We start from the raw sequence: 25,177 nt of genomic DNA, 5'->3' as shown, positions 1-25,177 counted from the left end.
AGGGAGGCGTCTGAAACAGATCGACGAATGAGGGTAGGAAGACGAATGTCTCAAAACATCACGGTTCTCGACGGCGGCATGGGCCGGGAGTTGCTGAAGAGTGGCGCCCCGTTTCAGCAGCCCGAATGGTCGGCGTTGGCATTGATCGAAGCACCCGAATACGTCGAGCAGGCGCATGATGCGTTTATCGCAGCCGGAGCCGATGTGATAACCACCAACAGCTACGCCGTCGTGCCGTTCCATATTGGCGATGAGCGCTTTGCGGCGCGTGGCCTCGAACTCGTCGATCTGTCCGGGAGGCTGGCGCGTTCGGCGGCGGACAAGGCAGGACGGAAGGTCCTCGTGGCCGGTTCGCTGCCGCCGGTTTTCGGCTCTTACCGGCCTGATCTGTTCGACGTCGAAAAGGCACCATCCATTCTGTCTGTCCTGGTCGAGGGCCTGTCTCCCCATGTCGATTTCTGGCTGGCGGAAACGCAAGGATCGCTTGTCGAAGTAGAGGCCATCCGCCGGGCATTGGGTGAGGACCATCGGCCGCTTTGGCTTTCCTTCACCTTGGACGACAGACACGGTGTCAAGGATGTCATCGCGGGAAAATGGCCGCCTCGTCTGCGCTCGGGAGAAACCGTGGCGGAGGCTGCTGCCAAGGCTGTCGAACTGGGGGCCGCTGCGCTGCTGTTCAACTGCAGCCAGGCCGAGGTGATGGAGGCTGCGATCAAGGCGGCGCGCCAGTCGCTAAAGGATTCCTCGCTTCATGCCACCATCGGCGTCTACGCCAATGCCTTCGTTCCAAAGCCCGAAAGCACGGAAGAGCTGAAGGCGAACTCCAGTCTCGGCCAACTGCGCGAGGATCTGGACCCGCCGGGCTATCTGGCTTTCGTCCGGCGTTGGGTCGATGCCGGCGCATCCATCGTCGGCGGATGTTGCGGCATAGGGCCAGAACACATCACCCAAATCAAGACGACATTCAGACCGGATCATGCCGCCGCCTGATCGCGCGCCACACCTTAACGGACAAAGACCATGACATTTCGCAACGAGACCAATGCCGGCGGTATCGACCGGCGCACCCTGCTAAAGGCGGCGGGCGTTCTTGCTGCCGGTTCTCTCATCCTGCCGGGTTTTGCCCGTGCAGAGCAGCCGCGCAAGGGCGGCCATCTGATCCTCGGCATCGACAACGCCTCCAGCGCAGATCGGCTCGATCCGGCCTTCTATTTCGAGGCCTACGCCTACAATGTCGGCCTGCAGCTTTTCAACACGCTGACGGATCTTAACGAGGACGGAAGCTTGCGTGCCGGCCTTGCCGAAAGTTGGGAGCCGGCTGCCGGTGGCAGCACATGGATCTTCAAGCTGCGAAAGGGCGTCCAGTTCCACAACGGCAAGGAACTGAAGCCCGAGGACGTCATCTATTCGCTCGACCATCATCGTGGCGAAAAATCGGAGTCGGCCGGCAAGGGATATCTTCTCAGCGTCACCGATATCGTCAAGTCGGCGGACAACGAAGTCACTTTCCGCCTTTCCGGGCCGAATGCCGATTTCCCGTATCTACTCGGTGACGTTCATTTCGGCATCACGCCGAACGGCGCCAATTTCGATGACGGCATCGGCACCGGTGCGTTCATCCTCGAGGATTTTCAGCCCGGTGTCCGCACGCTGGCAAAGCGCAATCCCAACTACTGGGACCCGGAGCGCGGACATGTGGATTCGGTGGAAACCGTTGCCTACAACGACAAATCCGCGCGCGTTGCCGCTCTCATCAGCAACTCGGTTCACCTCATCAACAATGTCGAGCCGCGGATCGCGCAGAAGCTCGTTTCAAACCAGTCGCTCACCCTGCATCGGGAAGACGACAGCTACATCGTTCTGTTCGCAGGCCGTGCCGACAGCGCTCCGTTCAGCAATCTCGATGTGCGTCTTGCACTGAAATACGCGATCGAACGGGAGCAGATTGTCACCTCGATCCTCAGCGGCGCTGGAACGGTGTCCAACGACAATCCGATCTTTCCCTCCAACCGATACTTTGCCTCCGACGTGCCAACACGGCCCTATGACCCGGACAAGGCCGCCTTCCACTGGAAGAAGGCCGGTTACGACGGCAAGATCGTGCTGTCGGCCTCCGATGGTGCCAGCTTCACCGGCGCGCTCGATGCAGCCCAACTCTATCAGCAGTCGGCGACGAAGGCCGGCATACCGTTCGAGGTCAACCGCGTGCCGGCCGACGGATACTGGAGCGATGTCTGGCTGAAACATCCCTTCGTGGCGTCCGGCTGGGGCGCTCGCCCGACGGCAGATGCGATGCTGTCGCTGATCTATCTGTCGGAAGCGCCTTGGAACGAGTCCGGTTGGAAGAACCAGGCCTTCGACCAGCTCGTCCTGTCAGCGCGTGGAGAACTTGACGAGACGAAGCGCAAACAGCTCTATCATGATGCGCAGGTGCTGATCATCGAGGAGAACAGCTCGATCATTCCGGCCTACGCGGCGCAGATCAGTGCATCGAGCAGCAAGCTCAAGGGGTATAAGGCGATCCCGGGTCAAAACGGGCCGCGAACTGCGGAAAAGGTCTGGCTCGAAAGCTGAAAAAGACCATACGGGGCCCGGCGACACACGTTGGATCCCGTTCCCATAGGGCGGAGGTGACCAATGGCGCTTGTCGAAAACCTTGAGATCGGGCAGATCAAGCAGCCGCGATACGGAAACAATCGCCTTGTTCGATTAATCGCCAAGCGGGTTCTGTCCGGTCTGTTGCTGCTGTTCGTGATTTCCACGCTGATTTTCGTCGGTACGGAAGTTTTGCCGGGAGATGCTGCGACGGCACTTCTCGGCCGATCGGCGACACCCGCATCCCTTGCCGAGCTTAGAAGCCAGCTGGGTCTCGACCAGCCGATTGTTGCTCGCTATTTCCTGTGGTTGTCGAACGCCCTGCAGGGCGATTTCGGGGTCAGCCTGATGAACGGCCGGAGCGTTACGTCCAGTATCGGCCTGAGGCTTGGAAACACTCTTGTTCTTGCTGGCGCAGCGGCGCTGGTCTCCGTGCCCTTGTCGGTCTTCCTTGGCATCCTGTCCGTCCGCTATCGGGGTACGATTCTGGATCGTACCATTTCGACCGTGACGCGCGGCATCGTCGCCCTGCCGGAGTTCTTCGTCGGTTACTTGTTGATCTTCATCTTCTCGATTACGCTCGGATGGCTGGCCAGCAGCGCAACGGTGTTTGCGACCATGGGCTTTGGTGATCGGGTTCTGGCAATGATTCTGCCCTGTGCCACGCTCACCCTGGCCGTTACCGGCCATATCACCACCATGACGCGCGCGGCTTTACTGAATGTCCTGACCTTGCCCTATATCGAAATGGCGATCCTGAAAGGGGTTCCGCACGCGACGATCATCTGGCGTCACGCATTGCCCAATGCGCTGGCGGGGATCATCAACGTCGTCCTACTCAACTTGGCCTATCTGATCGCTGGTGTCGTGGTCGTCGAGGTGATTTTCGTTTATCCGGGCATGGGACAGTTCATGGTCGACAGCGTGGTCAACCGCGATGTCCCCGTGGTTCAGGCCTGCTGTCTACTTTTTGCTGCCCTCTACATCAGTCTCAATCTTCTCGCCGATGTTCTCTCGACACTCGCGAACCCGCGACTGAGGCACCCGAAATAGCATGTTCAAACATATCACTGCTTCCGCCGCCACCGGCATGTTCGTCGTCGCCCTGTTTCTGACGATTGCGCTGTTTGCGCCCATTCTGGCGCCTCATGGCGTCAACGACATCGTCGGCGCGAGTTGGGATTATCCTTCGCTCAGCGCGCCGCTGGGAACGGACATGATCGGGCGAGACTTGTTGTCGCGCTTCATCTGGGGCGCGCGGATTACATTGTTCACCGCGGGGGCCGCCACAGGGATAGCCTTTGCCATCGGTACGAGCCTGGGACTTCTGGCGGGGCTGCGAAACGATTGGCTGGACACGGCCCTGTCTCGGGCCGTCGACCTGCTGATGGCCATCCCGACGCTGATATTCGCCCTTGTTCTGCTGACCATCCTGCCGCGATCTGTGATTTTTATCGTCGGCATCATAGCGCTTTTGGAAGCCACCCGCTTCTTCCGGTTGAGCCGTTCGCTGGCAGCCGACATCGCAGTGCTTGACTACATCGAAACGGCGATCCTACGCGGTGAGACAAGGTTGTGGATCGTGTTTCGCGAAATACTGCCCAATGCGCTTGCACCGTTGATGGCCGAAACGGGGCTGCGGTTCATTTTTGCAGTGCTGTTCGTGTCGACCCTTTCCTTTCTCGGCCTCGGAATACAGCCGCCAATCACCGACTGGGGTAGTCTGATCAAGGAGAACAAGGATGGCCTCCTGTTCGGAGTGGGAGCTGCGCTGGTACCTGGGGCAGCGATTGCTCTGCTTGCCATTTCGGTCAACATGGTTGTCGACTGGATTCTCGATGCCGATGCTTTCGTGGAGAACGGTTGACCCAATGACAGAGCCAGTTCTGGATGTCCAAAATCTTTCTATCGGGCGAGCAGGCCCGTCGGACACGCCACCGATCGTCGACAGCATTTCCTTCTCGTTGAAAAAGGGCGAGGTTCTCGGACTCATTGGGGAATCTGGTGCAGGAAAATCGACGATCGGGCTCGCGGCACTTGGCTATGTTCGGCGCGGCTTAGCCTTAAAATCCGGGGTCGTGCTGTTTGACGGCGTGGACCTGGCTTCCCTTAGCGAAGACGATCGCCGGCAGCTGCGAGGAAATCGCATTGCCTATGTGGCCCAATCAGCGAGTGCGGCTTTCAACCCAGCCTATCGCCTGCGCGACCAGATCGCTGAATCGTCCCTACTGTCCGGTGTTATGACGCGCAACCAGGCCAATGCGCGCGCCAACGATCTTCTGCACCTTCTCGGTCTGCCAGACCCGAAAGCCTTTGGCGACCGCTTCCCCCATCAGGTCTCCGGCGGGCAGCTTCAGCGCGCCATGACGGCAATGGCGCTCTGCTCACGACCCGACCTCGTCGTCTTCGACGAGCCCACGACGGCACTGGATGTCACTACCCAGATCGACGTGCTGAAAGCTATTCGTGATGCTCTTGCTCTCGCCGGAGCCGCGGCGCTTTACATTAGTCACGATCTTGCAGTTGTTACGCAGATTGCGGATGAAATCATGGTGCTGCGGCATGGAAAAACAGTCGAACATGGACCTGTCGCTCGCATCGTCGAGCAGCCTGCACAGAATTACACCCGTATGCTCATTACTGCGAGCCGGCTGGAGCCGCGGCCGCAGTCGGATCAGGGCACCAGCGTGTTGGCGGTTTCAGGCATTTCGGCTGCCTATGCCGATGGCCAGCCGGTCCTTGCGGATGTATCGCTTGAAATCCGAGCTGGAGAAACTGCTGCATTGGTTGGCGAATCCGGTTCCGGCAAATCGACACTTGGCCGCGTGATCAACGGTCTGCTGCCGCCTCTGAAGGGCAGTCTTCATTTCAAGGGAGAACTACTCGATCCGCGAACGGCCAGACGGTCGTTTGAACAGCGCCGATTGCTTCAGACGATCCATCAGATGCCGGATACGGCTCTCAATCCACGCCATTCCGTCGAAGATATCGTTGGACGGCCAGTCAGTTTATACGAGGGGCTGCAGGGAGATGCGCGGCGGGCGCGGGTAAATGAACTACTGGCTCAGGTGGAGTTGGATCCGTTGTTGGCGAAGCGGTACCCCCGTTCGCTATCTGGCGGTCAGAAGCAGCGGGTCTGCATTGCTCGCGCTCTTGCTGCCCGTCCACGCCTTATCATCTGTGATGAACCCACGTCGGCACTGGATCCGTTGGTCGCCAAAGACATTCTCGCCTTACTCCTGCGCTTGCAGCGCGAAAATAGCGTTGCCTATCTGTTCATCACCCATGACCTCAACATCGTCAGATCAATCGCTGCGCACGTAACGATCCTGCATCTCGGCAAGGTCGTGCGTAGGGGTAAGACCGATGATGTACTCTCTCCTCCTTTCGATGCGTATTCAGAGCGGCTTGTAAATGCTGTTCCAAAAATAGAGGTCGGTTGGCTGGACCGGCACCAGCGTATCCAGGGCGCGGGAGATATCAATCCGTAGGCAAGCGCTGTCAAAAACGGAGGCAGGAATATCGGCTTTCGGATAGAGCACCAAAAGCTCAATCCAGACCTTGGCGAAGCTCGCGTCCGATTGCATCAAGTCTTCGATGATCTTGGAGATGACCCGTGCCTCGCCGGCAGGATGATCCACCCAATTGGCCAATTGCGGTGGCCTTGCCTCTACCAGTTTGATGATATCCCAACCGAGAGCATGAAAAGTCGTGACCTTGCACTGCAGATCCGCCGGCAGGACGCCAAGCTGATGCGCTATTCGTTCCTTAAGCTCTTCAGCGGCGGTCCTGTTGTAGGCTAGAACAAGGATTTCTTCCGGCTGATACAGTCCCTTGTCCAACACATAGGCAACCTTGCCAACCATTGTCGCCGACTTGCCTGATCCTACAGACGCGATCAGGAGATTACTATCCTCCAACCGAATACAGAACTCCCTCTGTTGGTCGGACAACGATCGGCCATCGAGATCGTCGAAGAAGGGGGCATACCTGGTGAGCTCGATGGCAACAAATTCATTATTGTAGCGATGGCACCCGTCGGGGTCGGTCAGGAAAGACAGAGACCGTGGAAGATTGGCTTCCATGGCTGCTGTTATGCCATCGGCGTCAAACAACGGATGGGGCAGTGCTGCGGCGGCCGGGCCTGAAACACTCGCGATGGCTTGAGCGAGATCCGCCTGTGCCAGGTATTGCCGCTTGCCCTCGATTAATGGCTCGAGTTTCGCATCGACCTCTTTCAAGATCTCCTGATCCGACTTGATCAGTTCGAGCAGGTAGCGATTGATGAATCTGTGAAGGTCGTTCGCGAGCCGGCTCGCGGCCTCCTCGCCGAGGCACGACAGCGTTTCGACATGACTGCGCGTGCGGATTTCGACCGTGTGCAAGAGCAGGGCCTTTTTGATCGCGATCGCAGTAATGTCCAGGCACGGCAGCTCTACCCACGTTCCGGTGTGCAGCTCGGCGGACCCCGCGGTCGCGGTCGGTAGCCGGAGTTTCCACCTGCCGGAAGGAAGCAGACGGGCGAAAAGGCCGGGCCGACAGGTGGTGTTGCGGTTAAAAATCACGGGTCGGCCATCGCATGTATTGTTATTTCATTTGGCTTCCCGCGATCATGGACGCTTTTCTCAGCCGCGCGCATTGGCCTTGTCTTGGATTTTCGCGCATCGTGCGAGGAGTTCGTCGAAGGTCTCTGCCTCATCGAGAAGGAGGCCGTCGTCCAGCATTCGGGCGTAGTCCTGTTCGAGAGCCGCCTGTCCTTCGTCGGAAGGTGTCAGCTGCAGCCCTTCGCCGACGGCGGCTTCATAGTCGATCGGCGTTCTGTCAGCCGCTTTCTCGGCAAAAAACATCGATTTGTGTTGTGCTACCGATTTGGCCAGGTCGCGATCAGCGATTGCGCTGTCGGCGATACCTATATCGTCGAGACGAACGATATCGTGCCAGTGGCGTGAAAAGCGCTCTCCGCGGAGGCGTTCCTGCAGACAGAAGACGTGGATTGCCGTCGCCTTTTCCCAAAACGTGCGTTCGGCATGCATGACCCGCGGCCTTGAGGTGGGAAACTCAATGCCATTCACAAGGCCTGCAGCGTCGCATGAAATGTCACGAACGCTTGCTGGCTCTCCGGTTGATCGAGCCCCAAACTCCAGCATGACGGTTGGGGCGACATAGCCGGATCCTCCAGCAACGGCTTCGTAGTCGATGAACAGCTTGTCGGCGTCGATCCTTATAGTGGCCGGAAGCAGCTGGGCGTCGATCGCATCGACAATGAGTGGGCTCACGGTCTCGGATACCCAGATCGGCAAGCGCTTGCGGACTTCGCTCGACCAAACGCTTTTCCTCGCTTCTGGTTTGCGGCAATGCCTCCTGGTTCCCGCCCACGAGATCATGAGCGAGTTGACGGATATCGTAGGTCAGGTCGACATCTTCCGAAAACCTGCGGATGGCGTTGTAGGCTTTCGACAAGGACGTGCCGCCTTTGAAGACAAGGTGGTCGCCAAGCGCTGTTCCATAAAGAGTTTGCAGCGCCCAGGCGACCCACGCGTCTCTTTCCAGGAGGTGGATAGGCCGCCTCGTTTTATCTGCCGCGATCGCAAGGACTTCGTGTCGATCTTCCCGGAGACAATCCGCAAAAACTGTTCAGCCATGGGCGGCCTTTCCGACATTGCGGGCAAGCCAGCTTGGAAACTGAGGAGCGGCGGCGACGAGTTCGCCGAACGCCTCTGCGGAGAGCCTCCGCTTGATGCTCGAGAGAGCCTCTTCGGCTCTTTCAGGCCCGAGCCAGGCCAGCGCGCGGACAGCTTGGCCTGCAGGCTTGTTCGCCAAGGCGAGCTGCCAGCGCGGCACATGCTTCAATTCGAGAGTCTGGCTGCCAACAGTCATGGTCCGGCTGCGGCCGGATGTGAAATAGACTAACCGGATCGGAACCTGAGTGGAGAGCCCCAGAGCGTTCGCAGCCGCAGCACCATTCGAAACGATCACCTCGCCACGCTGATGTGCAATGGCTTCGACAGCTTGCTCGACTGTTGGCGGGCGGCTTCCGAAGCGGCTCTTGATCGCCTTGAGATAGATCCCACGACCGGCCCGAACGAGCTCGCCGCGCTCATATAGACGTGACAGTGCCTGGTCTACTGCAGCACGGTTTCCCAAATGCAGGAAGGCCTTCGCGGACAGCGCCGTTCCTTCGGGCAGATGTTCGGCATGGGCCATGATCTGTATTGTCAGTCGTTGCATGGCAATTCTCCTGTCAGAAATATATGCAGGTTTCTGACAGTTTGCAATGTGAGTCTGCTACTCATAGTGAGAAGCGCGCATGGTGCATGATTGATACTGGACCAGTGTAGGTTCCCAGCCGTCGTCGCCCATCGACGATATATGATTGCATATCGACAGGCCTCGAGTTCAGCCATAGCCTATGGGTGTCAATATCTGCACGGATTCTCACCAGGAAGCACTATCATGCCTTTCTCCAAGTCCCAGGACCTCATCCGCCTTGCACGGCTGGCTGCGACGAGGCGGACCGGGGTTAGCCTCAATGACATTCGAGAAGAATTCAGTATATCGCATCGAACAGCACAGCGCATGACTGAAGCGCTTGAGACAGTGTTTCTTAATGTAGAAACGGTTGATGGCCCTGATCGTAGGCGGCGGTGGCGCATCGCCGATCCCGTCATAGAAAAATTTCAATTGCGGCAAGAGACAGCGGTCGAAGCTCTGGAAATCGCAAGCAGAACAGCCAGAAGCGATGGCCGTTTGCGCCACGCTACCGCGCTAGATGACGTTCGCAAAGGATTGCTCGCTCGCCTCACGTCAAAAGATGCTCTTCGCACAGAGGCAGATGTCGAAGCGGTCCTGCTTGGAATAGGATCGGTCGCACGCCCCGGACCGCGCGTCAATTTGGTTCCAGCTGTCGCAGACGCTGTTATTGAGGCGTTACGGGGTCCATTCAGATTGCAGATGCGGTACGGAAATGTGGACGCAACGGTACGTATCGTCGAGCCTCACGGTTTTTTACTTGGGCATCGAAGCTACCTCCTAGCGCGCCAGCCAGAACGAGGCGACGAAATGAGAAACTTCCGCATGGATAAGATTCTGAGCGCCCAGTGTTTGGACGAGAGCTTCAACATTGCGTCGGGTTTTTCGCTCGAGGACAACACCGCGAGATCGTTCGGTGTTTACCAGAATCCAAAGCAATACGACGAAGTCATGTGGCGTTTCGCTCCACATGCCGCAGCGCGGGCCGCCGAATTCTCCTTTCACCCAAAGCAGACCGTCGAGCCGCAAGACGATGGAAGCCTAATAGTACGTTTTCATCGACATCGGTAGCGGGCGTGCCGGCCAGGTTGGTCGGCAAGCCAAACTCTGATTGCCGGGCGTCAGCACGGAACGGACGATCACGGGGCCGGATATAGTCTGACAGTATCGCGGATTGAACTTTTCGCATGTCGGGAAGAGGTTTCTGCGATCATCCCAACTCCAAGGAACGTCAAGAAATAGCCCCTGTCTCTGCCGACAGCGGCTATTTCCCGCCTGGAAGCGACCGTTGGGTTTTAGAGCAGATCGGCGTGATGACGCTGGGCGACGTCCGGGTGTGACCGCAGGCGGCTTTTCAAGTTGTTCTGGCCGACTTCGCGGAAGATCGGGTTGAGCGGATCGACCGTGATGCCGCGTTCCTTGCGGCTTAGCTCGTCTGGCAACTGGATGACCGGCACGACGGCGTCGTAGCGGGCACCGAGGAAGAACGGCACGGAGAAGCGTTCCGATCCCGCTGGCGGGGTAACCACATCGTGAACGTCGGCTTTCACGTACCCGTTCGTCGCCAATTCCAGAAGCTCGCCCGTATTGATGACTAAGCTGCCTGGCAGCGGCGGCGCTTCCAGCCAGACACCTTCTTCCGTGCGCACCCGCAAGCCCGGCGTGGTGTCCTGCAGGAGCACCGTTACCAGACCGCCATCCTTGTGCGCGCCAACGCCCTGTTCGCTCTCGGCGGCATCACGGCCGGGATAGCGAACAATCTTCAGAAGTTGGGTCGGCTGCGGCTCGTAGAGTGCTGCAAACACGTTCTCATCCTGGCCGAGAGCGATGCCGATCGCCTTCAGGATATCGATGCTGACACGGGTGACTTCTGCCTGATAGCGCAACAGCAGCGGCTTCAGTTCCGGCAGCGCCGACGGCCATTGATTCGGGCCGATGAGGCGCTTCCAGGCGGGCGTGTCCGCAGCCAGCTCGACGGCTTCGGATTCCGTGTTGACGTCGATCTGTTCGCGCCAATCCTGCTTGCCGCGCGTGTGTTCAAGTCCAGCCCGGTTATAGCCGCGGAAATGCGGCGAGTTGACCATTTCGATTTCCAGCTTGTCCTTCTCCGGCAGGGCGAAGAAACGTTTGGCGGCGGCAAAAACGTCGGCGATCAATTCGGGCGGTACGCCATGGCCGACGAGATAGAAGAAGCCGTGGTCGTGCAGCACGCGGCGCAGGTCGGCGACGAATTCGGTGCGCGATTCCGGCGAGGCGTTAAACCGCAAGAGATCGAGGATGGGCAGCTGGACCGCCGAAGTGTGGATGCTCATGAAAGTCTCCTGCAGGATGTTCGGGACAAAAGATAGTCCGGTATTTGACTGTGTAAACGGCGCGCGCAGCCCAGTCGCCGAGAACCTGAACGGCTGGACGACGACCACGATAATGACGACGGCCAACATGACCTCCGGCATGAAACGCTGATAGCCGAAGCGGATGCCGAGATCCCCGAGCCCTCATCATTCTCCACGGTCCCATGCTGATGCGCATCGGCGATCTCGGCATGATGGGCGGCGATCCGCACTTGGTAGAATTCCACCTTCCTGTCGCTGTCGAATGGGAAGAGGGCGCGCGTCCGGAACTTGCCTTCAGAGGACGAGAGATCTTTCGACTTGACGTGGGTAATCGGCGTGATCGCCAGCTCCTTCCGCTCGGCGATCAGCGAGCCGCAGGGGACATCGAGCGCTGACGCGATTTTTGAGAGGATGCTGATCGTCCGACTGCTTTTGCCGGTTTCAATCTGGCCCAGCATGGCGCAGCTGGCACCGGAAATCTTTCCGAGCCTGTCAAGGAAAAATCCCCGCCTGGTTATTAGGCGGCGCAGACTTCTTCCGGTCAATGCAGAGATATCGTCGATCGTGTCCGACTTGAAATCGTCGTTCAGCTGAAGCACCGCATCAGGTACCATGACTCGTGCTGCCCATCATCATAATTGGAACGAAGCCCCAATATAGCATCCACATCATGACGAGCTGCACCGCATAGGAGTGAGGAATAAATTTTGCAACGGAGGGCTGGTTCTCCTTTGCCTGCGCCTGCCGATAGGCCGTCAGATCAATGACGTTCGCTGTGTGCACTGGCATAAAATACTCCCGCAACCATACTGAAATTAAAGCTATAATTTCCATCGGGAAAAGCACAGGTCAGCCAGTCCAAACCTCGAGCACAGAAAGAAAACTTTTGCCAAGAAATTTCTCTTCAAGGCAAAGGGCGTCTTTGGGCACGTCGCGATGCCAAACCTTCAACCTCTTTGTGACCGGCGTAGGTAGCGTTCGAGCCAAAGGCTGTATCGCGAGCCACTGAAGCAGATTATGAAATAGATCAGAGCGGTGAAGACGTAGGACTCCGTATAAAAACCAAGCCAGAGCGGATCGGTTGCTGCCGTCCTCGCCGTGTTGAGAAGATCGAAGATGCCGATCACCGCCAGCAGGGATGTATTGAGCAGGATGCCGATGGACAGGTTGACGACCGCGGGAATAACGGCGCGAAGCGCCTGCGGCAGGACGATCAGCCGGGTCGTTTTCCAGTAGCCGAACCCAAGCGCTGCGGCGGCTTCTGTCTGTCCGGTAGGAACAACCTGAAGACCGGCGCGGATGACCTCCGCCAGATAGGCCGAGAAAAACAGCGTCACCCCGATCTGCGCCCGCAGGAGCTTGTCGATCAGTGAGCCGCCGGGCACCGCCATCGGCACGATCAGCATGGCGATGTAGAGCACGGCGATCATCGGAATGCCACGTAAGACCTCGATGAAGGCAATAGCGCATATGCGCAGCAGACCCATATTCGACTGGCGGGCAAGGGCCAGCAGAAGGGCGATCGGAAAGGCAAAGGCGAGACCCGCAATGGCGACCCCGAGCGTAATAGGCAGTCCACCCCAATGATTGGTGGAAACGGAAGGTGGCGCAATTGTGCCTGCCATCAGTAACCACGAGAGCACAAGCGCGGCCAACCAGACAGGGATCAACCGAATGGTCCAGAATCTGGGAAGCGCCGAAAAGACCAGAAGCACGGCGATCCCCAGGACGACCACCGCCGGCCGCCATTGCAGATCGGGCGGAAAGAATCCGAACAGGACGAAGCGCAGCTTCGTGCCGATAAAGACCCAACATGCTCCGGCTGTGTCGGCTCCACAGGCCTGCGCCGTGCCGCTCCAGACGGCATCGATCAGCAGCCAACGCAGGACAGGTGCCAGCAGCCAGAGAAGAACTGCAAGCGTCACAACCGTGACGGCGGTGTTGCCAATACCTCCGAACAGGCCGCTCTGCCAGAGCCGCCACTCCGGTGCTCTGGACGGTGGGAGATCGATCTCGCTCATTGTCTGCCTCCGCCCTTCAGCGCCACGCGGTGATTGTAGATATTCATAAGGATGGAGACGCAAATACTCAGCGTCAGATAGACGGCGACGATGATGGTGATGGCCTCGAATGCCTGCCCGGTCGTGTTGCCCGTCGTGTTCGCTACACTGACGAGGTCGGGGAAACCAATGGCGACGGCAAGGCTGGTATTCTTGGTAAGGTCGAGATAGCTCGACGTCATCAAGGGCGTGATGACCCTCAAAGCCTGTGGCAGGACGACAAGCCGCATGATGTGGCCGGGTTTAAGGCCCATGGCGCGCGCCGCTTCCCACTGGCCCCGGTTTACCGATTGAATTCCGCTGCGCACGATCTCAGATATCGTGGCCGAGGCGTTGATCACAAGGCCGACCAGCAGTGCTGCGAATTCCGGAGTGAGCGAGAGACCGCCGCGAATGTTGAAGCCGCCCCTGGTGGGGAATTCGGCGGAGACCGTCAGGCCCAGCGCCCAAAGCAGTGCGAAATACAAGAGGACGACAAAGGTCACGATGCCGGCCGCCCGCAGAAAATAGTACGGCGCGCCGATCAGAAGCCGCCGCGACACAGAAATGGTTACGACGATGAGGGCAAGCAGGATCGGTAGCCAAAGTGCTATTGGTGGCCCTTCGAATTGCAGGTTGGGAATGAAGATGCCGCGATTGCTGAGGAAGAAGCCGTCGAACAGCGAAAACGCACCGTGTGGCGGCGGTAGCTGATGGCTGAGGGCACTCCACAGGAACAGTTGAAGCAGGAGCGGGGTGCTGCGCAGAATCTCGACATAACCGTAGACGAAACCGGAAAGCAGCAGATTGCCGGACAGCCTGGCGATACCCAATGTCACCCCGAGGATTGTTGCGAGCAGACATCCGAAGAGGGCCACCTTGATCGTGTTGGCCAGCCCGGCTGCCAGCGCCCATGCGTAAGTATCGCCGGAAGAATAGGCGATGACGCTTTCACCGATTTCGAAGTTGGCCTGCTGTGCCAGAAAAGAGAAACCGGGCTTGATACCGAGCCGTTCCATGCTGCCGATGGTGTTTGCGCCGAAGAGCCAGACGAGAGCGAGGATACTCGCGAGCATGACAATCTGCTGCAGGGCGCGGGGCCCGACCCATCCTCGTACTTTTGAAAAAACGCCGGGGCCTTCTGGACCCGGCATAGCAATGATTGTCATGGGAAAAACCGGTTCGGGATCAGCGGAACGGCGGGGAGTAGAGCAGGCCGCCATCGGTCCAGAGCTGGTTGTAGCCGCGCTCGAAATTGAGTGTGGTGCCCTTGCCGACATTCCGGTCGAAGATTTCGCCGTAATTGCCGACCGCCTTGATGATGTTGTAGGCGAACTTCGGATCGAGACCGATGGCTTCGCCAAGCGACGGATCGACGCCGAGGAAACGCTGGATGCTCGGATCCTCGCTCTTCAGGAATTCGTCGACATTGGCTTTGGTAATGCCGAATTCTTCTGCCTGAATGGTGGCGAAGACCGTCCAATTGACGATTTCCAACCACTGATCGTCGCCAGCACGAAGGGCAGGTGCCAGGGGCTCCTTCGACAAGCGTTCTGGCAGCAGGATGTAGTCGTCCGGCTTGCTCAGCTGAGTGCGCTTGGCGGCAAGATCGGTGGAATCCTGCGTGAGGGCATCGACGCGCCCCGACTCGAGAGCCTTCAGGAATTCGCCGGTTTCCTCGATCGTCACTGGCGTGAACTTCTTGCCGGTCTTGCGGAAGAAGTCGGCGATGTTCAGCTCGCCAGTCGTGCCACTCTGTACGCCGATTGTCGCTCCATCGAGGTCCCCTCCCTTGGTGACGCCGAGATCCTTGCGGACCAGCAATCCCTGGCCGTCATAGAAGATCACCGGACCGAAATGGAAGCCGAGCTTGAGGGCACGGGTGACGGTTTGCGTCACGCCGGAAAGTAAAATATCGAACTCACCTGACTGGAGTGCCGGCAGACGCTGCTGCGGCGAGGAGTTGGTGAACTCCACCTTTTCCGGATCGTTGAAAACAGTGACGGCGAGCGCGCGACCGAAATCGATGAAGAAGCCTTGCCAGCGGCCGTTGCTGTCGGGAGAAAAGAAGCCAGGCGTCGTGCCAACACCGACCTTGATCAGGCCGCGTTGCTTGATTTTGTCGAGTGTTTCGCCTGCCAGCGCGGATGATGCGATAAGTCCTGTTGCAAGGACAAGAGTGGTCGCGAGCACCTTGCGAAGAAAGCCGCCGCGTGCGGAAAGTCGGTTCATGAAATGGCTCCTAGAAACTTGGTGTCCCCGATCCCGGCGAATGGCTATCCCCAGCGCCGGGACCGTTATCGAGAATAAGTCTACAGAAAATATAGAGTAGATATATTAATTCGATTGTGTGCGTTTTTTTAAAACGGATTGCTCGATTTATGAGCGATTCCACGCGACGTGGACGGGAAACCAAAAGAGGCTCTTGCAACGCCGGCATCAGTAAGCGGTCCGCCAAAAAACAGCAGATGCAATGGAGCCGAACTGGTGCGCATCTCCTTTTGCAAACCAGAATCCAAATCTTTGACGGCTCGTTGCGGTCGACATTCGAGAAATGGTAAACGCGACACGCTTTAAGCATGCAGCCGCGAAACAGACCGATGGTAACCCAGGGAAGCAGCCAGGATGTAAAGCCGCTCGTTCCGAACGTCGGCACCCAGCCGAGCATGACAGAGAAGACGATGACCAGCGGGGCTGCAAAAAAGAAATTCGGCGTTGATGCGCCCACAAGCGAAACGGCATGCAGGACACGGTCAATCGGTCGCCATTGCTGACGGAGTCCGCCAGGCCGAGCGCCAGGGATACGAACAACGCCAGAACTCCGCCACCGGCCAGCCATCGGCCGTAGCGGGTTGGCAACGGGGCAATCAATCCGAGTTCGTCGCCGATCCTCTCAATCATCTGCGCATCCGCGCCGGGGCCTGCCGCACGTTCTGCAATAAGGGCGGAGACATTGCCGCGTGCGGCGGCAACCAGCACGAACGTCAGAGCGGACGCTCCCAAGGTCAGGAGACAGGCAAGAAACGGCCTGCGCCATATCATCTGTTTTAACGACTATGCCTTTGCCGTCTCATGCGCCCGCCTACGTTGTTGGACTGAGGGTCTGCATCATGGCTGTGAGGAATGAAGGTGAGCACATGTTCGGAAACATGTGCTCATTTCCGGGCTATGCCTTGCGGGATATGGCCTCGAACGGCATGTCGTGTTCGGTCGCGGGCAGCGAGAGGTTCTCGATGTTCGCTCCGTAAGCCCATAGTCGCTGCGCGACGACGAGCGGGTATATCGCGGTGTTGGCAGCCAGTTAGCCGTAAATGGCCCGCATCTTCAATTCCCGCTCCGCCCCACTCGCTTCAAAGGCCGTCTTCACGATGACGTCCAGGGCATCCGAGACGTAGATCTTACCGTCTGGCCCGCTATCCGCCGTCGAGACGAACGAATTGCCGAGCGTTCCATGGGGGGTCGTAAGGCGCGCCATCGGTCGTAAAGAAGGCAAGGTCATATTCGCAAGCTGGACGGCGCTCGTGCATGGTCGCATTGTCACCGGAGGAGACCTTCACCTGGAAGCCGACCTCCGACAATTGCCCCTGGATCATTTCGGCGATGCGGCGGGAGCCCGGCAGCGATTCGTCCGACACAAGGAAGTCGAGGGATAGCGGTGAACCGCTCTTCGTCCATGCACCGCCGCTTTCCGCCCAGCCGCCTTCCGTCAGGATGGACTTCGCCTTTGCGATGTCACGGACAGGAACCGGATGTTGTGTACCCGATGACGGCACGTTTGCCGAGAACAGTTCGAAGGTCGGATGCGCAAAACCCTCGAACAGAACTTTGGGCATCGTGGCGCGGTCGATCGAGATTGCGATGGCATCGCGTACCGCCTTGTCGGCGACCATCGGTGATTTCGGGGAGAATCCGAGCAACATCGTTGCCGTGCCGGGTTCGGACGCAACCTTCATGCCGTTGCTTTCGAGAGCAAGGGCACGGCGCGGAGAAAGCGGTGCAAGCCAGTCGCCACCGATCACGTCGAGATCGCCGGAGCGAAGACCATTCGCGCCCGCCAGCTCATCTGGCGCGACCTTTAGCTCCATCCGGGCAAACAGTGGCTTTTCGCCCCAGTATGTGTCGTTGCGCACCAGAACCGTTGCGGACGAATCAAAGCTTTTAACGATCCAACGGCCGGTCCCGATTGGAGCGGTCTGCTTTGCCGTCGGCATTGATGGGCTTGGGGGATAGGAAACGGACGGGACGCACGATGGTGAACTCGAGGAGGGCGGCCGGAACAGGGCGCTTCAGCTTAACAGTCAGCTTGCTCGCACCATCGGTCACGATGCTGTCGAACGCATCGGAGACGCTGATTCAGGAGAAGTCGCTCTTGCCCATCCAGCGTTCGAGGTCGATTCAGCAGACGGCGCGTCAAAAGGTGTGCCATCGCTGAATGTGACGCCTTCGCGCAAATCGAACGCGATCGAAAGCTGGTCTTCGGCCACCGTCCATTTGGTGGCGAGACCGGGCTCCAGCTTGCCGTTCTGGCCGTAGTGGATCAGTGCATCGAAAACGATGGTGTAGGCGCTGAGGGTCGAGACGTTCTGGAGGAGATCCAAATCTCCCGTTTCGGCCGAGATGGCGATCTTCAGGGAGGCATTCGTTTCGGAAAATGCGTTGAGCGGAAAGGCGCTGACAAAGGCTAGGCCGGCGGTCCCCGCCAGAAATTTTCGTCGGTCGATCGTAATCATGGTCATTCCCATTATTGCGAATTCTTGACGTTTGTCCTGTTGACTGGGCGTTGCGATCGCAAGGATTCAAACTTCCGGCCTGCGCAGACACGAATGCCTGCGCATCGGAATTGGCGGATCTATCGAAACGTAGGTTGTGTGCGGCGTGTGAGAAAAAACCGGCTATCAGGCTGCGCGCGCCACGCCGTATTGGGCCGAGAGATATCGGCAGATATCGCCTGGCTGATCGATGAAGCGGACCGAGCCAAATGTCTTGAAGGCAATTGCCGAATCGACTGGCACGGTGCTTTCCGAAAGGATAAGGACTGGTGCCGATTGGTTGTCCGCACCAATTTTTTCGATGATCTCCGCTCGAGGGCGAGGCGCTTCAATGTATTGGACGGCGATCTTGTCGCGCAATTCAGGGAAGAAGCTCAGAACGCCTTCAACGGCCACCGCATCTCCGCAGTAGAAGGGACCTCCCTCATCGATGCCAAATCCAGGTCGCAATATGAACAGTTCGTCTTTCATCATCGTTCTCTTTGGTACTGCTTTGAGGTGAAGTCGCCAGCGTCAGTGCGCCGCCGGCGGGCTTGGCTTCAGGCGCGTGTGCGCCTGAATTTACGAAGCAGGCGTTTCCATCCGATCACGACACCGGTTGCGCTGAAGAGAAACCCTGCCGCCAACAGAACGAGCATTAGCGGCCTCCAGATTGCGTCGTTCTTGAGGAAGGGGAAATCAAGCGTGTGCAGCCCGAAATACAGCCAGCGATATGCGCGGCGGCTGGTGTCCATGACCTCAATGACCCGACCCGTCACAGGATTAACGTAAACGGCACTATTGTTCTCATCCTTGACAACGAGACGCAGGCCATCACTCCCAATGCCATCACTGGAACGCAGGTTTGCATACACATCATCAGCCGGAATGGACGTCGGGCGTTCGACCGTAAGGCCAGGGTAGGCTGCAGATACCGCTTTCCACACGGCATCATCTGAGAAGGCATTGGCCGGAACTTCGAGGGAACCGGATCCGACCTCCGCGACCTTCGGATCCTGCCCTCCGCCCCGAGCAATCAGATAAGGCTTACCGCCAAGCACGGCGACTTCTACGTCGGATGCTGGCAGAAGACTGCGGATCTCGTCCGGTGACACGGCCTTTGCAGCAGCTGCAATGGTCAGGCCTGTATAGGCTTCCGCCTGTTGATCGCTCATCTCGCCAGTCGAAAACAATCTGCCGTGATCCATGGACAGCCAACCGCTAAGCATCCAGGTGAAGATGAAACCGGCTACCATCAAACCGCCAACGTGGTGCCACTTCATCCAACTGGTATAGGGTGAGATTCCACCGCGGCCAGACTTCGCGTATTTGCGCCACCGGACGATTCCGAGCCAGATACCAGCGATCGTCACAGCGATACCCGTGAGCGACAACCACCAGACGGTTCTGTCCCAAGCAACCCAGCTTTGCCGAAGAACGGTCGGATAAATCCAGTGCAACACGGCACCGACATAGTTCCATGAGCGTTCGAAATGCGTCGTTCGCTGCATGATCTCGCCGGAGCGTTGAGAGACGTAGAGATCGGTGCCTGATTCGTCCGCAAGGGTCACGCGGTAGAAAGGACGGTATCGATCAAAACGATGGTGAACCATCCATTGATCGTAATCCATCGGCTCCGAGACATTCGCGACAGGGGTCTTCGAGAAAAACGCGGCAATTGCACGTGCATTGTCCGCAGTTATCCCTCCGTCAACCTTGCCGGTTGATGCGGACACCATGACCTGAGAACCCTTTGGCGGATTCAATACATAGGTTGCCTGGCCGTTAACCGATAAAAGCCTCAGCCGCGCGGGACCGGCGATCCCGGAAGCATCGACGGCAACTGCCGGATCGACAAGCACCTGGGCGGCGTCAATCACTGCCCCCTTGGCGATGCGTACACCGTCTCCCAGAAACGGATAGGGAACATATATCATGACTGCCCCGGTCACGAACCACATCGCAAAGAAAAGACAGAGAAGAATTCCGATCCATCGATGGAATACAACTAGTCCTTTCGTGACCATGGTGTTTGCTTTCGGTCGTCGAATTTCGTTCGTGACTGTTGCCATCAGTAGGTTCCTTTCGAGAGCACGGCACCAGCAAGGGTTATTGTCGATCGCCCCTCTGTCGTCTGGATTTGTCAAGAGACTAAGCCTTGTCCTAACTTCGCAAAAGTGTCACATATGCCTCTTTACGTCAGGATGATGCCAAAATGAGTAGCGCCCAAAAAAACGACGCAGGGCTTGTCGCCGCCGTGGTCTATGAGGACCTGAGCCTTTTCGAGTATGGCTGCGCGGTTGAGGTATTCGGTTTGCCAAGGCCTGAACTGGGCGCTGGGTGGTATCGGTTCACGACCGTCGCGTGCACTCGGGGTCCCTTGCGTGGCGCTGGAGGAATCCAGATCGTCGCCGATGGCGATCTTAAACTCTTCGATGAAGCCAAAACCATAATTGTGCCTGGCTGGAGCAATGTCGCGACGCCCGTCCCGGAGGATTTATGCCAAGCTTTACATCGAGCCAGCGAGCGTGGCACCAGGGTCATGTCGATTTGCACTGGTGCTTTCGTATTAGCCGCCGCGGGCCTACTCAACGGAAAAAAAGCAACGACCCATTGGCGGCATGCAGCGGAACTGGCCCGGCGCTATCCGGACATCCAAGTCGAACCCGATGTGTTATATGTCGATGCCGGGAATATTCTGACCTCTGCGGGAAGCATTGCCGGTATTGATCTTTGTTTGCATCTCATTCGCCGGGACCATGGCGCTCGTATAGCAAACCATGTCGCCCGCCGCCTTGTGATGCCACCTCACCGGGAGGGCGGACAAGCACAATTCATTGAAGAGCCTATATCAAAACACAGCGGGTCGGCGCTGGCGCCGCTTCTGGAATCGGTCCGGGGAGCCCTCCAGGAAGAATGGACGATTCCCCGCCTAGCGGCTGCAGCCGCGATGAGTCCCCGCAGCTTCCAGAGGCACTTTTTTAAGACCACAGGAATGCCGGCAGGCGAATGGCTTCTTAAAGAACGTGTCGCTTGCGCCCAAAGACTGCTAGAGGAGACAGATCTTTCAATCGACGATGTGTCGGAGGAGGTTGGCTTCGGTGCCGCCGCTACATTGAGGGCTCATTTCCGCACACGTTTCTTCACAAGTCCGGGAGTTTACCGTCAACGGTTTCGGGCCAAATAAAAATGCACCAGAGCGACTACTTGCCTCCTTTTAGGGTCCGGACCCAATAATTAGGTTTCCTTGCGCACTTCGACGTGATTCACTCGCCTGAGCAAGGAGGTGGTTGCATGTCTGTCTATTGGTTTTCCGATGCGCAGTGGGAGCGAATACAGCCGGTTTTACCGACAGATGTGCGAGGCAAGCCGCGTGTGGATGACCGCCGGGTCCTGAGCGGGATTGTCCATGCGCTGCGCTGTTGTGGCCGCTGGGCGGATTGCGCAGATGTCTATGGACCGAAAGACACTCTACAACCGCTTTGTCCGGTGGTCCGAACGCGGCATTTGGGAGAGCATCCTCAGTGCGCTGGCAGGGGCTGACGATGCGCCGGACCGGCTGCTCATCGACAGCAGTTGCATCAAGGTCCACCGCTGTGCAGGTGGAGGAAAAGGGGGGGGCTTGGCGCATGGTAATCGGTCGCACCAAAGGTGGACGGAACACCAAGCTCCATGCCGTCTGCGATACAAAAGGCCGCCCTTACGTCCTGCTCCTGATGCCCGGAAACGTCCACGATTGCCAGGTTGCAAGGCTTTGTATCGAGGCTTTGCCACCCGCCACTGAACTCGTCGCGGACAAAGCTTATGACAGCCAGGCTCTGCGCGAGTGGCTCAACGAGCGTGGTACCCAGAGTGCTGCCCTCCGAAGAACTCCGGGTACCAGGGGTAGGGCGGCCTCGATGGTTCCTGGAACTGATGAGATCGCGTGCCGGAGAATGCAAAGAGTTCTGCGTAGGAGCATGTGATGGCAAGAGTCGTATCCATATTTCTACCGAGTTTGCCGACGGACAGGATCAGACGCGACGATCCCGCTATTCCGGATGACCAGCCTATCGCGGTGATCGCGAAGAGCGGATCGAAGCGGTGGGTATCGTCAGCAGATGTCGCGGCGCAAAAGATCGGTGTCCGCGTCGGAATGCCTGCGGCGAAGGCTCAGGCGATATTACGCGGGCTGATGCTCGTTCCCGTATGCGCGTGAGCGCATCTGTGGACGTTAACCCCTTTCAAGAAAATCGATCAGAGCTCCTGCTACTTCTTCTGGTCGCTCGTCTGCGACATAGTGGTTACAACACGCAATCGAGCCACCTGTTACATTGCTTGCAAATTCCTTGAGCATCGGGACCATATGCTCGCCGAAGCGTTGGTCCCCGCCGAGACCCAACACCGGTATCTTGAGCGCTTTTTTCTTGTACTCAAGCGCTGCCACATGGTCGGAGGTGAGCGCGCGATACCATTCCATGCCGCCGCGTGTGCGGCCCGCAAGTGCCATCGCCTTCGCGTAAATGTCGATGTCAGCCGGATTAAAGGTGCTGTTTCGTTTCAGCCCCTATGGGGTGCGGTCCGATCATCCCCGGTCTTTGCGACTGGCATCGAGGTCGGGAAGAGCGCGGCCCGGAACCAGCGAAAGGACATGACAATGGCAACCATCGGCACCTTCACCTCTACCGAAAACGGCTTCACCGGCTCGATCCGCACTCTCGCCCTCAACGTCAAGGCACGCATCGCCCGGGTCGAAAACCCCTCTTATAAAGGCCCGCACTTCCGCATCTACGCCGGCAACGTCGATTATGCAGAGAGCGTGATTATGCGGAGTGTCGGTCGCTGAAGCCTGCTTTTGCCGATACTCGCGGTGGATTTTACTCCGCATAATTCCGGAGCCTTCTGTGCCGCTGAGATGAATAGTGCGTCTTAGAATACGGACGTCTTTGGCCTATGCTGATCCGCATGATCATTTAGGCGGAAGCTTCAAAGTTGGCGGAAAAGAATGATGCTTGGGTGACCTTCACATCGCTTGGGCGAAGGCAGGTGCGACGATCGGCTCGGCGCTATGGGCGCGGTTGCGACCGTTGCGTTTGGCTTCATAGAGCGCTTCGTCTGCCGCTCTCACAGCCTTGTCGAGGGACGAGGCGTGACAGTCGATGCTGGCAACGCCAATGCTGACCGTAACCGTAATCTTTTGGTCTCCTAGATCGAAGGGCTCTTGCGCAACACGCAGACACAGCCGGTCCGCGAACGAAACGGCCTCCGCGAGCGTCATATCGCTCAACACTGCCAGAAATTCTTCGCCGCCCCACCGCCCCGTCACGTCCTGGCCTCGCCGACTGTGTGAGGAGAGGCGGTTGCCAAACTCTTGCAGCACCATATCACCGCAGTCATGGCCATACTGGTCGTTGATCGACTTGAAATGATCGAGGTCCGCGATCAGCACGGCCATCGGCCGTCTTGCGCGACGGCAGGCATCGATCACGGCCGCTGTCTGTTCCTGTACCCCGCGCCGGTTTGCAAGCCCGGTCAGCGGATCGATCGTTGCCAGCTGCTTCATTCGCATCTGTACATGCTCGAGCGACATCGCGACAAGACCGACATAGATCAGGACACTCATCAACTGGTCGATGAATAGTGCCAGGGAAATGTCCGATGCCTGCGGATCCGGAGCCACGCCGGAGACAAAGAGCCTCACTGCGACCAGAACGAAGGAGGTGAAAAGCGCGGCAGAATAGGTGGCCAAAGAAACGCCCACTAGCAACTGCGACGGCAGGAAGCGACGCCCTCTTCGACTTAGGAATGGGTGGGACACAACTGCCATCGCCACAACCAGCGTCGCGATCGTCAGCAGCAAGACTGTGTCGGGCAACATGCCGCCTGTGCGAGCCCCACCATAGACAAGCCCGGGAACGAACCCGATCACCGCGAATATAGCTTTGTTCACCCTGTACCCGAAAAACGCGTGGCCGCCTGCCCACATGCAGGAAAGGCTGAGGCCGATGATGGTGTAGATCAGCCATCCACGCCCGGCCAGATAGTATGGATAGTGGGGATCGCCATAAAACAGAAGGATACCGGTAGCCGATCCGAAAATGCTGATGGTCCACAAACGAAATGCGATACGGGCCTCGCTTTTGACGCTGGCAATCAGGAAAATCAGGATAAATCCACCACGAGCGGCAACACTGGCGAAAAGCAGAGTGTTTATATCCATGACGTCTGACCTCTATCACCTTCCTCGCCAGCACAAATCACGTGAGTAGTCATGCCCCGCACTTTATTTGGATTAAAGTTATGCCTTTTAAAGCTAAATAAACCGCTCGCAATGATGATTTACAAAAAATTTACACGAGGGCGTCGATTGTCTGAAATCTCAGTTGTCAACCGCAAAGCATCTTGTCTCCCAGAACGGTCGTTCGGTGGATCAGTCCTCCTCGCGGCGGTCACTCTGCTCTGCATGAGCGTCGCCATGCCGGTGCTTGCGGACGATCTCGATACAGTGCGCAGCTTCGAACCCGGTGATGTCATGATCCGCGGACGTGTAACGGGTATCGTGCCGTATAATGTGAAGTCGAGCATCGACCTGATTGGCGGACATGTTGATTTGCCTCCGATGATCCTTCCGGATGTCGATGTCAGTGTGTTTCTGAGCGAGCATTGGTCCATCACCGGGCAAACCGGCGTCCTGAACACAAAGATAAAACTCAAGGACACGCTCTACGGGGATATCGATGTCGGCACGGTCTGGAGCCTGCCTCTGTCGCTCGCCGTCCAATATCATGTTGAGAGCCAAGGGCGCTTCAGGCCCTATATAGGCGCGGGGATGATCGCGACTTGGTACTTTGGCGAGAAACCGGCTGGCGGCTTTGTTCAGGATTTCAGCGTCTCGTCCTCATACGCGCCGCTGCTCAAGGCCGGCGTTGACTATCAGCTCAGCGACAGGTGGTTCGCCAACTTCGAGGTCAAACGTATCTTTCCTCCAACGCAGACGATCGAGAACCAAGGTGTCCGCGCCATTACCAGCCTCGATACCATCGCAACTGGCATCGGGGTAGGCTACCGTTTCTGATGCACTGATGTTGTCCGCACCCCAGGGTATAGCCGCCAGTGAAGGGCACCGAGCCACGAAGGTGTTCGATCCATTGCGAGACCCTCTATATTGCGTGTCGGTCAGAATGACTTCCAGCAGGTGAACTCATCTGCACAGTCGCCTTGACTTACCCCACCG

At 57.9% G+C, this 25,177-nt stretch carries 21 protein-coding genes and 7 pseudogenes; 14 read left to right on the top strand and 14 right to left on the bottom strand.

Features of this window, described 5'->3' with window-relative positions; all coding sequences use genetic code 11:
- Positions 1-45: 45 nt before the first annotated feature.
- From DSM25558_RS15735 to DSM25558_RS15715, 5 genes are all read left to right on the top strand, one after another.
- Positions 46-990: a homocysteine S-methyltransferase family protein gene (locus tag DSM25558_RS15735; protein WP_077105653.1), complete on the top strand. Its 945-nt coding sequence runs from the start codon at positions 46-48 to the stop codon at positions 988-990.
- 30 nt (positions 991-1,020) lie between these two features.
- Positions 1,021-2,574 (top strand): ABC transporter substrate-binding protein, encoded by a 1,554-nt coding sequence (locus DSM25558_RS15730; RefSeq protein ID WP_077105652.1) that lies wholly within the window; start codon positions 1,021-1,023, stop codon positions 2,572-2,574.
- Positions 2,575-2,637: 63 nt separating this feature from the next.
- A complete protein-coding gene (locus DSM25558_RS15725; protein ID WP_077105651.1) occupies positions 2,638-3,648 on the top strand; it encodes an ABC transporter permease in 1,011 nt (336 codons plus the stop codon).
- A 1-nt stretch (position 3,649) separates the two neighbouring features.
- Positions 3,650-4,462 carry an ABC transporter permease gene (locus DSM25558_RS15720; RefSeq protein ID WP_077105650.1) on the top strand — a complete coding sequence of 271 codons (813 nt, stop codon included), beginning with the start codon at positions 3,650-3,652 and terminating at the stop codon, positions 4,460-4,462.
- A gap of 4 nt (positions 4,463-4,466) precedes the next feature.
- Positions 4,467-6,086 (top strand): ABC transporter ATP-binding protein, encoded by a 1,620-nt coding sequence (locus DSM25558_RS15715; protein ID WP_077105649.1) that lies wholly within the window; start codon positions 4,467-4,469, stop codon positions 6,084-6,086.
- On the opposite strand, the gene DSM25558_RS15710 is transcribed toward DSM25558_RS15715, so the two are convergent.
- The 3 genes and pseudogenes from DSM25558_RS15710 to DSM25558_RS15700 form a co-directional block, all read right to left on the bottom strand.
- Complete coding sequence (locus DSM25558_RS15710; protein WP_244554218.1) at positions 5,994-7,160, bottom strand: UvrD-helicase domain-containing protein; 1,167 nt, start codon at positions 7,158-7,160, stop codon at positions 5,994-5,996. The two genes, DSM25558_RS15715 and DSM25558_RS15710, sit on opposite strands and share 93 nt — an antisense overlap.
- Before the next feature lie 60 nt (positions 7,161-7,220).
- A pseudogene (locus DSM25558_RS15705) lies at positions 7,221-8,237 on the bottom strand (nucleotidyl transferase AbiEii/AbiGii toxin family protein).
- A complete protein-coding gene (locus DSM25558_RS15700; protein ID WP_077105648.1) occupies positions 8,230-8,823 on the bottom strand; it encodes a DUF6088 family protein in 594 nt (197 codons plus the stop codon). The pseudogene DSM25558_RS15705 and the gene DSM25558_RS15700 overlap by 8 nt, the downstream one beginning before the upstream one ends.
- Positions 8,824-9,048: 225 nt before the next feature.
- On the opposite strand from DSM25558_RS15700, the gene DSM25558_RS15695 reads away from it, so the two are divergent.
- Entirely contained in the window at positions 9,049-9,915 is an 867-nt protein-coding gene (locus tag DSM25558_RS15695) for a helix-turn-helix transcriptional regulator (RefSeq protein ID WP_083716491.1), read from the top strand.
- A 224-nt stretch (positions 9,916-10,139) separates the two neighbouring features.
- On the opposite strand, the gene DSM25558_RS15690 is transcribed toward DSM25558_RS15695, so the two are convergent.
- The 6 genes from DSM25558_RS15690 to DSM25558_RS15660 all read right to left on the bottom strand — a co-directional run bounded on the left by DSM25558_RS15690 (position 10,140) and on the right by DSM25558_RS15660 (position 15,448).
- Positions 10,140-11,156, bottom strand: a complete 1,017-nt coding sequence (locus tag DSM25558_RS15690; RefSeq protein ID WP_077105681.1) for an isopenicillin N synthase family dioxygenase — start codon at positions 11,154-11,156, stop codon at positions 10,140-10,142.
- Positions 11,153-11,791 carry a helix-turn-helix domain-containing protein gene (locus DSM25558_RS28395; protein WP_143240125.1) on the bottom strand — a complete coding sequence of 213 codons (639 nt, stop codon included), beginning with the start codon at positions 11,789-11,791 and terminating at the stop codon, positions 11,153-11,155. The genes DSM25558_RS15690 and DSM25558_RS28395 overlap by 4 nt, the downstream gene beginning before the upstream one ends.
- Positions 11,781-11,966 carry a hypothetical protein gene (locus tag DSM25558_RS15675; protein WP_077105645.1) on the bottom strand — a complete coding sequence of 62 codons (186 nt, stop codon included), beginning with the start codon at positions 11,964-11,966 and terminating at the stop codon, positions 11,781-11,783. The genes DSM25558_RS28395 and DSM25558_RS15675 overlap by 11 nt, the downstream gene beginning before the upstream one ends.
- A 158-nt stretch (positions 11,967-12,124) precedes the next feature.
- Complete coding sequence (locus DSM25558_RS15670; RefSeq protein WP_077105644.1) at positions 12,125-13,198, bottom strand: amino acid ABC transporter permease; 1,074 nt, start codon at positions 13,196-13,198, stop codon at positions 12,125-12,127.
- On the bottom strand, positions 13,195-14,292 hold the full coding sequence (locus DSM25558_RS15665) for an amino acid ABC transporter permease (RefSeq protein ID WP_244554217.1): 1,098 nt from the start codon (positions 14,290-14,292) through the stop codon (positions 13,195-13,197). The genes DSM25558_RS15670 and DSM25558_RS15665 overlap by 4 nt, the downstream gene beginning before the upstream one ends.
- A gap of 112 nt (positions 14,293-14,404) precedes the next feature.
- Positions 14,405-15,448: an amino acid ABC transporter substrate-binding protein gene (locus tag DSM25558_RS15660; protein WP_083716488.1), complete on the bottom strand. Its 1,044-nt coding sequence runs from the start codon at positions 15,446-15,448 to the stop codon at positions 14,405-14,407.
- A gap of 483 nt (positions 15,449-15,931) precedes the next feature.
- Between DSM25558_RS15660 and DSM25558_RS15650 the strand changes: the two genes are divergently transcribed.
- On the top strand, positions 15,932-16,267 hold the full coding sequence (locus DSM25558_RS15650; RefSeq protein WP_143240124.1) for a hypothetical protein: 336 nt from the start codon (positions 15,932-15,934) through the stop codon (positions 16,265-16,267).
- A gap of 362 nt (positions 16,268-16,629) precedes the next feature.
- On the opposite strand, the pseudogene DSM25558_RS29665 reads toward DSM25558_RS15650, so the two are convergent.
- From DSM25558_RS29665 to DSM25558_RS15635, 3 genes and pseudogenes are all read right to left on the bottom strand, one after another.
- Positions 16,630-17,946, bottom strand: a pseudogene (locus tag DSM25558_RS29665) (ABC transporter substrate-binding protein).
- A 165-nt stretch (positions 17,947-18,111) separates the two neighbouring features.
- A complete protein-coding gene (locus DSM25558_RS15640) occupies positions 18,112-18,456 on the bottom strand; it encodes a DUF3088 domain-containing protein (RefSeq protein ID WP_077105641.1) in 345 nt (114 codons plus the stop codon).
- Positions 18,457-18,524: 68 nt separating this feature from the next.
- Positions 18,525-19,991 (bottom strand): PepSY domain-containing protein, encoded by a 1,467-nt coding sequence (locus DSM25558_RS15635; protein ID WP_256387072.1) that lies wholly within the window; start codon positions 19,989-19,991, stop codon positions 18,525-18,527.
- A 188-nt stretch (positions 19,992-20,179) separates the two neighbouring features.
- On the opposite strand from DSM25558_RS15635, the gene ftrA reads away from it, so the two are divergent.
- The 5 genes and pseudogenes from ftrA to DSM25558_RS15610 all read left to right on the top strand — a co-directional run.
- Entirely contained in the window at positions 20,180-21,151 is a 972-nt protein-coding gene (gene ftrA / locus DSM25558_RS15630; protein ID WP_077105639.1) for a transcriptional regulator FtrA, read from the top strand.
- Between the two features lie 107 nt (positions 21,152-21,258).
- Positions 21,259-21,507, top strand: coding sequence for a transposase (locus DSM25558_RS29800; protein ID WP_077105638.1), 249 nt, complete (start codon positions 21,259-21,261; stop codon positions 21,505-21,507).
- Between the two features lie 2 nt (positions 21,508-21,509).
- Positions 21,510-21,803, top strand: a pseudogene (locus tag DSM25558_RS29795) (transposase); the annotation flags it as partial.
- A gap of 13 nt (positions 21,804-21,816) precedes the next feature.
- Positions 21,817-22,008: pseudogene (locus DSM25558_RS29415) on the top strand (damage-inducible mutagenesis protein); the annotation flags it as partial.
- Positions 21,929-22,147: pseudogene (locus tag DSM25558_RS15610) on the top strand (DNA polymerase Y family protein); the annotation flags it as partial. The pseudogenes DSM25558_RS29415 and DSM25558_RS15610, both read left to right, overlap by 80 nt.
- Before the next feature lie 30 nt (positions 22,148-22,177).
- Here DSM25558_RS15610 and DSM25558_RS15605 read toward each other — a convergent pair.
- Positions 22,178-22,498: pseudogene (locus DSM25558_RS15605) on the bottom strand (alpha/beta fold hydrolase); the annotation flags it as partial.
- Positions 22,499-22,600: 102 nt separating this feature from the next.
- On the opposite strand from DSM25558_RS15605, the pseudogene DSM25558_RS15600 reads away from it, so the two are divergent.
- Positions 22,601-22,750: pseudogene (locus DSM25558_RS15600) on the top strand (DUF736 family protein); the annotation flags it as partial.
- Positions 22,751-22,966: 216 nt separating this feature from the next.
- Here DSM25558_RS15600 and DSM25558_RS15595 read toward each other — a convergent pair.
- Positions 22,967-24,163: a GGDEF domain-containing protein gene (locus tag DSM25558_RS15595; protein WP_077105636.1), complete on the bottom strand. Its 1,197-nt coding sequence runs from the start codon at positions 24,161-24,163 to the stop codon at positions 22,967-22,969.
- 51 nt (positions 24,164-24,214) lie between these two features.
- On the opposite strand from DSM25558_RS15595, the gene DSM25558_RS15590 reads away from it, so the two are divergent.
- Positions 24,215-25,018, top strand: a complete 804-nt coding sequence (locus tag DSM25558_RS15590; protein ID WP_083716486.1) for an OmpW/AlkL family protein — start codon at positions 24,215-24,217, stop codon at positions 25,016-25,018.
- Positions 25,019-25,177 lie beyond the last annotated feature (159 nt).

Origin of the sequence: Agrobacterium sp. DSM 25558 (genome assembly GCF_900100825.1) — a bacterium.
Lineage (GTDB): Bacteria > Pseudomonadota > Alphaproteobacteria > Rhizobiales > Rhizobiaceae > Agrobacterium.
This window is presented reverse-complemented; position numbering and strand designations above follow the sequence as displayed.